This window comes from Pseudarthrobacter woesei (assembly GCF_055412745.1).
Window position 1 is genome coordinate 1 of record NZ_JBVAYU010000026.1, and the last position, 7,997, is coordinate 7,997.

A 7,997-nucleotide genomic window follows, 5' to 3' on the forward strand; every position below is an offset into this window, starting at 1 on the left:
AGGCACCCGGGTGCTGATCTCCGACACCGCCGCCGGCCTGCTGAACAAAACCTTCAAGACCGACGCCGTGAAGGCCGACATGCTCGTCGGCATCGCCAAAATCACCGTCAACACCAAGTAACACCCGGACCTGCAACGGCGAACGCCACGGACCCCCGGGTCCGTGGCGTTTTCGGCTCGACGCTTAGAATGCTCCCAGACGGCCGAGGAATAGCGAAGTGATCAAGACATGAAGAAGTCCGAACCGCAGAGGCTCACAGAAGCCCTCGCTGCGAAGTTCGCCTCGCCGACGCGCAGCACGCGTCTGACGGTTGTCCTGGGCCGCTGGCTCGGGATCAGCTTCACCATCTGCTTCCTGACGGGTCTCTTCAGCCACGGGCTGCAAAATCCGCCGTCGTGGATGTTCTTCCCCACCAGCCCGGTGTGGATCTATCAGTTGACGCAGGGCCTGCACATGACTTTTGGAATCGCCTCGATTCCGCTGCTGCTGGCGAAGCTGTGGTCCGTGTTCCCCGAACTGCTCAAGTGGCCGCCGGTGAAGTCGCTGGTGCACGGCCTGGAGCGGGCCTCTATCGCACTGTTCATCGCGTCGTCGCTGCTGCAGCTGACCACCGGACTGATCAATACGTACAAGTGGTATCCGTGGCCGTTTCCGTTCCGTGAAACCCACTACTGGCTGGCCTGGGTGATCTGGGGTTCGCTGCTGCTTCACATCGCGGTCAAGCTCCCGGCCATTGCGGCGCACTGGCGTTTGCGGCCGGCGGATAGGGAAGCCGCCGCCCCGGCGACGGCCGACGTCGGCGGTCTGACCGCCGTCGGACATGAACCGGGCGCAGGCAGCACCGCACCTGGCCGCTGGTCGCGACGGGCATTCCTGACCGGTGTTGCCGCTGCGACAGGAACGGTCGTCGTGACGACGGCGGGGCAATCCTTCTCCTGGCTGGCACCGGCAAACTTGTTCGCCCCACGCAAAATGGGCACGGGGCCCCAGGGGGTGCCGGTGAACCGGACCGCGGCGGATGCCAAGGTGATCGACCAGGCGAAGTCCGCGGCCTGGGCGCTCATGGTGCGCTCAGGCTCCTCCAACCGCTCCTTCACGCTTGCCGAGCTCAGGGCGCTTCCCCAGCACAGCCACGATCTGCCGATCGCTTGCGTCGAGGGGTGGAGCCAAATGGCGACGTGGCGGGGCGTGCGCGTCCGGGACCTGCTGGCAGCCGTTGGCGCGCCCGCGGGCTCTGAACTGCGGTTCACCAGCCTGGAACCGGAAGGCGCCTACCGCATCATGAACATGCCGGCCGAATATACCCAGGACGAAAAAACGCTGGTGGCCCTGGAGCTCAACGGCTCGGAGCTCGATCTGGATCATGGCTACCCGGCCCGAATCATCGCCCCCGGACGGCCCGGGGTGCTCCAGACCAAATGGCTGCAAAGCGTGGAGATCCTGTGAAAACGTCGACCACCGTCAGAGTTTCCCGGCTGGCGCTCGGCACCGCCGGCACGGCAATCCTCGGCTACGGGCTGCTGGGCCTGCCGACCCAGCTGGGCCCGGCGCAGCTGATTGGCCTGCTGACCTGGATGGCCGTTGCGGTGCTCCTTCACGACGGCGTCATAGTGCCGCTCTCCACCCTCGCCGGCGCCGGCCTGACCCGTGCCGGTTCGAGGCTGCGGACGCCGTCGTCGGCCGTGCTGCGCGGTGCCCTGCTGACGGGAGCCGTCATTACCCTTGTGTCGGGGATCCTGTTGAAGGCCCAATCCGTGGCCCGGTCCACCACGGTGCTGGAAGCCGACTACGCCGGATATCTCATGTGGTTCTGGGCACTGCTGGTTCTTGGCACCGCTGCCACTATCGTGATTCTGGAGCGTCGCGGCCGGTGAAGCTCGATGCTTCCTCCGCCAAGGCCCTGGAGACCCTCAAGCTCACCGCCGGGCACCACGGTGGACCTGACCGACTTCACCATCGACCCGGGCACCTCCAGACCGCCGGCGACACCGCCGTCCTGGAAGGCACCCGGGTGCTGATCTCCGGCACCGCCGCCGGCCTGCTGAACAAAACCTTCACGACCGACGCCGTGAAAGCCGACATGCTCGTCGGCATCGCCAAGATCACCGTCAACACCAAGTAACACCCGCACCAGCAGCGGCCGCATGAAGCGGCGGAGGCAGGGCAAAACAGGAAGCCACGGACCTTGGGGGTCCGTGGCTTTCCCGTTAACCCCAGTTCAGCCCTGTTCGCCCCGCAGGGGAGCGGCGGCAAATTCCCGCATGCCGTCGTCAAAGCCCACGGCCGGGACCCAGCCCAGTTCAGCTTTGATCAGCGCGGAGGACGCGGTGATGTGACGCACATCCCCGAGCCGGTACTCGCCGGTTACCACCGGCGCGGGACCGGCGCTGAAGGTACTCAGCGCTGTAGCCACGTCACCGATGGTGCGAACCTCGTCCGCGCCGACGTTATAGGCGCGAAAATCCGGTGCCCTGGTGCCGGACAGCGACTCTGCGGCGGCAATATTCGCCGCGGCCACGTCCCGGACATGGATGAAGCTGCGGCGCTGGGCGCCGTCCTCGAATACCCGGGGTGCCTCGCCACGGGCCAGCGCTGAACGGAACAGGGAAGCGACTCCGGCGTAGGGCGTATTCTTCGGCATTCTGGGGCCGTAGACGTTGTGATAGCGCAGGGCGACCGCTGAGCCGGACGTGCTCCGGGCCCACGAGGCGGCAAGATGCTCCTGGCTCAGTTTTGATGCGGCGTAGACGTTGCGCGGATCCAGCGGTGCATCCTCGGTGACCATCGCGGGGATCAGGACGGCCCCGGTTTCGGGGCTTCGGGGATCGAAAATGCCCGCTCGCAGGTCAGCCTCGTCGCGAGGCCCGGGCCTGACGGGAAGCCCTGTTTGGGAATCGGCGTAGGCGCCCTCGCCGTAGACCACCATGGAGGAGGCCAGGACCAGCCTTGTGTTGCCGTGGCGTTCCATCGCGGCCAGCAGGACGGCCGTGGCGTAATCGTTGTTGAGGATGTAGTCCGGCGCGTCCGCGAAGCTCACGCCGAGCCCCACCTTCGCACTCTGGTGGCAGACCGTGTCGACCCCCCGCACTGCTGAATCGACCGTGTCCGGGTCGGTGACATCGCCGACCATGAGTTCCACCCTCGGATCAAATACAGGCGGCCGGGGATGAATACCGGAGTCCAGCGAGTCCAGGACCCGAACTGTCCATCCCTTGGCGAGGGCGGCCTCGACTATATGCGAACCGATGAAGCCGGCGCCGCCCGTGACGAGAAGTTTCATCGGACGGTCACCGCTTCCCCGACGACGGGGAGCGCCATGATCCGGCGCACCGCTTCCTGATCCATCAGCGGGCGGGGGGAGTAGACATCGCTGATGGCTGCCACGGTCGCTTCGAGCACGGCAAGGATGCTGCCTTGGGCGTTCTTCAGCCGGGCGAAGACAGCGTCGGCCGTCACCGGATCCGAGCCATCGTGTCCGGTGTCTGAATCGGTGATGAAGGCCAGATTGGCGAAGCCCATGTTCAGTTCGGCGGCCAACACGGGTTCCGGGTACTGGGTCATGCTGATGATGTCAGCACCGCCGCTGACGTACCACGCCGACTCGGCCTTCGTTGAAAAACGTGGTCCGTTGATCACCACCACCGTTCCCTGCGGAACATAGGACAGGTCACGGGCCGCAAGCGCGGATTCCAGATGCGAACGCAGCGTCGGGCAAAACGGTTCTGAGGCCGGCAGGTGCTGGACGCCGGCCGCGGGGACGCCGTCGGCCGCCGTGCCGTCGAAGAACGTGTCGGCACGTCCCCAGCTTCGGTCAATCAGTTGGTCGGTCACCACGAAGGTCTCGGGCCCGAAGCCTTCGCGCAGGCCGCCCACTGCCGAGGATGACAGCACCGCCTCGACGCCAAGGCTCTTGAGCGCCCAGAGGTTGGCCCGGTAGTTGATCTTTTGCGGCGGGAGCGAGTGGTTCCCGCCATGGCGGGGGAGGAATGCCACGGTGCGCCCGGCCACGTCGGCCAGCGTCACGGGCCCCGAGGGCGGCCCGTAGGGGGTCTCGACGTCGATGCTGGCCCGGACCGTTGCGCCGGGGAGCCGGTAGGTGCCGGAGCCGCCGATGATGCCTATGCGCGCCTGCGGCGTGCCGGGAATTGATGTGTCCATGGTGCAATCCTGCCATTCGGGGGAGCTTGTGGTGGAGGGAAGGGTGCCGGTCATTAGGCTGAAACCACGGTGCCCGGCACTCCGGACCTGAGGGCGGCGACGGCGGCCTGCTGAACTTCCGCACGGCGCCGCCACCAGACACCGGCCGCGACAGCGGCAGCGGCCAGAAGGAGGGCCATCTGGTTGAGCGGCACACTGAACGGGTCTTTGGTAGGGACCATATAGATGAAGTCGAGGGCAAGGAGCACCCCGACATATTCCCATCGCCGGCTCAGGACAATGAACGGCAGGAGCATCAGTGCGTACCAGGGGTAATTCGGGCTGACAATCAGCAGCGTCAGCCCGATCATGACCGTCTGCTGCTCCCAGATATTCTCAGCGCGGGTCCGCCGCAGCACACCGAGGGCGACGACGGCCAAGGCCGCTGCGCTGAGCACAGGCGGCCAGGGGCCGGCAGAGACGAGTTGGGCGAGCCCGAAGCGGATGCCGCCGCTCTGGCTGTAGCCCTCCTCCTTGAGGTAGCCGGGCAGGAAGCCCAGGACACCGGCGCCGGCAGCGGCCACATAGGGCACATAGAGGAGGGCGAAGGTCGCCAGCGCTGCGGCGATGAACCGGGCAGGGCGCCGGAACAACAAGGCCGGGGCTGCAATGACCGGAATGAGTTTCGTGGCCACCGCGGCACCGAAAGCCGCTCCGGAGCGCAGTGGCCGGCCGCCCGCCAACAGCATTCCGGCGGCCAGGATCAGGGCGCCGCCCAGTAGATCGACGTGGGCGTTGTTCACGGCCTCAAGCTGCACGAAAGGGCTCCACCCCCAGACCCCGGCCAGATGGGGTGGCAGGCCGCGTTGGGAAAGGACGCGGAGGAGCATCAGCCCGACGGCCAGGCTGATGAGCAGTCCGCCCAGCTGGAACGGAAGGTAGCCGACCGAGTCCGGGACGGCGGCCCGTACGCCAATGAAGTAGATTTCGGCCGTGGGCGGATAGATGGTGGGAACGTGCGGCCGGTTGATGGCCGTGCACAGGGGATTCCCCGACGGATAGCCGATGGCCGCGACAGATTCCGTCCCAAACAGGTCCTTGGCGCAGAACGGCCTGCCATCGTCCCCGGAGTTGCCGGGCGCGAACAGCCAATCCGGCCTTAGGCTGCTGAGGGTCTCGTCCACGGGTACATACGAATAGGGGGAGATTCCCGCCTTTTGAACGATCCCGTCCCAGGCATAGCGGGCAGCATCGTTGCTGGTCCGGGGTGGTGCGCCCACCGCAACGAGGCCGAGCAGCACTGTGCCGGCGATGATCACGGCGCCGACCCGGCGCCGCGGCACGTGCCGTAGGAGACTAACCGCTCCGATCAGCACGATCCATGACACGCAGGTCCCGACAATAGGGGCGGATTCGAAGGGATTTCCGGGGAGCACCATCCACCACAGCAACCCGGCACTCAGAAGGAACAGGGAGGGCAGGATGACGAACAGCCTGAGCCTGGTGCCGGCGCGGGTCGCTGAGGGTGCGGCGCTGCTCACCCCGCAATCCTGCCGGGTTCCGGAGCGGGCGAGAGGCGGCAGAAGACGCGGCCGTGAAGGCGTTGAATCGAATCAATGGTCCACCCGTTGCGCTGGGCCCGGGAAGAGAGCCCTGCGGTGCCCGTTCGTGCCCAGCGGAAAGGCTCGCTTTGGTTGCCGTTCGCGTCTTCCAATACGGCGGAATAGACGGTGTCCATGTCCTCGTCGGCTTCCACCTCGACCAGGAGTGTCCCGTAGGGAGCGACGAGTTGGCGGCATCGGCGCAGCAGGGACGTGATACTTCCGCCGATGCCGATGTTGCCGTCGAGCAAGATGACGGACTGCCACTGACCGGCCTGGGGTACCGGGGAAAAGACCGATTGTTCGAGTGCGCGGGCACCGCGGCCGCGCGCCCGGCTGACCGCCTCTGCGCTGGTATCGATGCCGAGGGCCGCCAGGCCCATTCGCTGGGCAGCAGCCAGCAGCCTGCCCGGGCCGCAGCCGACGTCGAGCACTGGCCCTTGAAGGCTCTGCAGCAGCGAACTCTCCAGCAGGCTGGCATCCTCGCACCAGCTGCGGACATCGAAGTCCACGGGGTCTGCGGTGTGGTGCTCGCTGTCCGGACGCAGCGTCAGAGTGCCGGATCCGTCCGCCAGCGCCCGCGCATAGGGCTCATGGTGGCCCTGGCCGAAGTGGGCCGCAGAAACGACGCCGGTGGCCGTCATCGCGTGACCCCGGCGGTGGGCGGTGAGCCCTGTCCCATGACTGCGGCTTCATCCACCGCGTCGGCGAATTCGGTGCCGGGAATCTCGGCGGCGATCTCGAGTGCATCGCTAAAGTGGTCCATGTCCCGCAGTTCGGGGAGCATCCCGACGCTGAGGCCGGCGGCGGAGAGCCGGGCGAGCTGCTTGGCTCCGGTCGTGGCAGTGGACATCGGCACTCCCCGGATCAGGGCTCCGTTAGGACGGCGCAGCGCGAGGGCCCAGAAACCGCCATCCGTTGCCGGTCCCAGCCAGGCGTCATGAACTGCTTCGCTTGTGGTCCAGTCACGCAACAGCGGCGCCACATGGTCCGCTGAAAACTGTGGGGTATCCATGCCGATGATCAGCAGCGGGCCGGCGGCCGCATCGCAGATGGCAGCGAGCCGTGCGTCCAGCCCGCCCGGGACCTGCTGCATAACGGTGAAATGCGCCGCGTCCCGGGCCGCCGGGGTTCCGTCCATGACCAGGAGTCTGTTGCGTGCCGGGAGGAGTCGCACTGTAGCCAAAGTGCGGCTGAGACTCAGCTGCGCCAGGGCTGCGGCTCTTTCGGGTGTGAGTGGAGGGCTAAGCCGGGTCTTGACTCTTCCCGGCAGGCACTGCTTGGCAATGACGGCCACTGTCAGATCGATGTTGTTGCTCATATGCATTATTCGTTGCCGGAGCTGTTTCGGACCGGTCCGGAGCCCGGGGACGCCGCGGCCGCTTTGAGCTGTACCGACATGTCGCGCACCGCAGTCAGCGTTCCGCGGAGCGTGCCGGTCACCTTCGACTTCCCGGTCCGCGGGGCGTACGGCACGGGGATTTCACGGAGGCGCCAGCCGCGAAGGCTCGCCTTGAGGAACATCTCCAGGGGGTAACCGCTGCGGCGGTCCTCCAACCCCAGGGACAGCAGTTCAAGCCGGCGCGCTGCCCGCATAGGACCGAGATCCGTCACTCGTTCACCCGTCAGGCGCCGGAGTCGCCAGGCCAGCGCCACGTTCGCGATGCGGGCGTGGAGGGGCCACGCGCCAGGCTCAGGCTGACGGCTCCCCAACACCAGATCCGCGCTGCCGTCCATGACCGGTGCGAAAAGCGCCGGCAGTTGCGCCGGGTCCAGCGAACCGTCACAGTCGCAGAACGCCACGAACTCTGCGGTGGCTGCGAGCAGGCCTGCATGGGCGGCCGCCCCGAAACCCCGCCGTTCCTCCCGGACTACAACCGCTCCGAGAGCGGCGGCCAGCTCGGCGGACCCATCAGTGGAACCGTTGTCGACCACAATTGCCCGGTACCCCTCGGGCATCCGGGACAGCACCCACGGCAGGGCGCCCCTTTCGTTCAAGCACGGCAGAATCACATCAACCATGGCTTTGCTCATTTCAGTCACCTTTCAAGGCTACGGCTGTCCCGGGAGTGCTTAGACCGGGAATCCTTTCGGTGTGCGCACGGAAAAGTGCCGCGGACCCTCCAGGGGAGGGACCGCGGCACTTCCCGCCGGTGCAGACCATGCATCCGGCAGGTTTCCTGGCGGGTGTTACTTGGTGTTGACGGTGATTTTGGCGATGCCGACGAGCATGTCGGCCTTCACGGCGTCGGTCTTGA

General features: G+C 66.6%; 9 protein-coding genes. 3 read left to right on the forward strand and 6 right to left on the reverse strand.

Annotation, left to right across the window (positions count from 1 at the left end):
* The first annotated feature begins 229 nt into the window (after positions 1-229).
* Genes ACZYZE_RS18765 through ACZYZE_RS18775 form a run of 3 tightly spaced genes read left to right on the forward strand, consistent with a single transcriptional unit; the run spans position 230 to position 2,123 of the window.
* Positions 230-1,447, forward strand: a complete 1,218-nt coding sequence (locus tag ACZYZE_RS18765) for a molybdopterin-dependent oxidoreductase (protein ID WP_463909525.1) — start codon at positions 230-232, stop codon at positions 1,445-1,447.
* Positions 1,444-1,875 (forward strand): hypothetical protein, encoded by a 432-nt coding sequence (locus ACZYZE_RS18770; protein WP_463909526.1) that lies wholly within the window; start codon positions 1,444-1,446, stop codon positions 1,873-1,875. Before ACZYZE_RS18765 ends, ACZYZE_RS18770 begins: the two co-directional genes overlap by 4 nt.
* On the forward strand, positions 1,872-2,123 hold the full coding sequence (locus ACZYZE_RS18775; protein ID WP_463909528.1) for a hypothetical protein: 252 nt from the start codon (positions 1,872-1,874) through the stop codon (positions 2,121-2,123). The genes ACZYZE_RS18770 and ACZYZE_RS18775 overlap by 4 nt, the downstream gene beginning before the upstream one ends.
* Positions 2,124-2,219: 96 nt before the next feature.
* Here the strand turns inward: ACZYZE_RS18775 and ACZYZE_RS18780 are convergent, their stop codons facing one another.
* Genes ACZYZE_RS18780 through ACZYZE_RS18805 form a run of 6 tightly spaced genes read right to left on the reverse strand, consistent with a single transcriptional unit; the run spans position 2,220 to position 7,773 of the window.
* The gene (locus ACZYZE_RS18780) at positions 2,220-3,281 is read right to left on the reverse strand and encodes an NAD-dependent epimerase/dehydratase family protein (protein ID WP_463909529.1); all 1,062 of its coding nucleotides are present in this window, start codon (positions 3,279-3,281) and stop codon (positions 2,220-2,222) included.
* Positions 3,278-4,159: an MTAP family purine nucleoside phosphorylase gene (locus tag ACZYZE_RS18785; RefSeq protein ID WP_459320404.1), complete on the reverse strand. Its 882-nt coding sequence runs from the start codon at positions 4,157-4,159 to the stop codon at positions 3,278-3,280. Before ACZYZE_RS18785 ends, ACZYZE_RS18780 begins: the two co-directional genes overlap by 4 nt.
* Before the next feature lie 53 nt (positions 4,160-4,212).
* Positions 4,213-5,679, reverse strand: a complete 1,467-nt coding sequence (locus tag ACZYZE_RS18790; RefSeq protein WP_459320403.1) for a glycosyltransferase family 87 protein — start codon at positions 5,677-5,679, stop codon at positions 4,213-4,215.
* The gene (locus ACZYZE_RS18795) at positions 5,676-6,383 is read right to left on the reverse strand and encodes a class I SAM-dependent methyltransferase (RefSeq protein WP_459320402.1); all 708 of its coding nucleotides are present in this window, start codon (positions 6,381-6,383) and stop codon (positions 5,676-5,678) included. Before ACZYZE_RS18795 ends, ACZYZE_RS18790 begins: the two co-directional genes overlap by 4 nt.
* On the reverse strand, positions 6,380-7,060 hold the full coding sequence (locus ACZYZE_RS18800) for a TIGR04282 family arsenosugar biosynthesis glycosyltransferase (protein ID WP_463909532.1): 681 nt from the start codon (positions 7,058-7,060) through the stop codon (positions 6,380-6,382). Before ACZYZE_RS18800 ends, ACZYZE_RS18795 begins: the two co-directional genes overlap by 4 nt.
* 5 nt (positions 7,061-7,065) lie before the next feature.
* Complete coding sequence (locus tag ACZYZE_RS18805; RefSeq protein WP_463909534.1) at positions 7,066-7,773, reverse strand: glycosyltransferase family 2 protein; 708 nt, start codon at positions 7,771-7,773, stop codon at positions 7,066-7,068.
* Positions 7,774-7,997: the final 224 nt, after the last annotated feature.

What these genes read in the sequence shown, in the direction of transcription:
- ACZYZE_RS18780 (WP_463909529.1), bottom strand. Translation starts at nt 3,281, where the DNA reads ATGAAACTTCTCGTCACGGGCGGCGCCGGCTTCATCGGTTCGCATATA.
- ACZYZE_RS18795 (WP_459320402.1), bottom strand. Translation starts at nt 6,383, where the DNA reads ATGACGGCCACCGGCGTCGTTTCTGCGGCCCACTTCGGCCAGGGCCAC.
- ACZYZE_RS18800 (WP_463909532.1), bottom strand. Translation starts at nt 7,060, where the DNA reads ATGAGCAACAACATCGATCTGACAGTGGCCGTCATTGCCAAGCAGTGC.
- ACZYZE_RS18805 (WP_463909534.1), bottom strand. Translation starts at nt 7,773, where the DNA reads ATGAGCAAAGCCATGGTTGATGTGATTCTGCCGTGCTTGAACGAAAGG.
- ACZYZE_RS18765 (WP_463909525.1), top strand. Translation starts at nt 230, where the DNA reads ATGAAGAAGTCCGAACCGCAGAGGCTCACAGAAGCCCTCGCTGCGAAG.
- ACZYZE_RS18785 (WP_459320404.1), bottom strand. Translation starts at nt 4,159, where the DNA reads ATGGACACATCAATTCCCGGCACGCCGCAGGCGCGCATAGGCATCATC.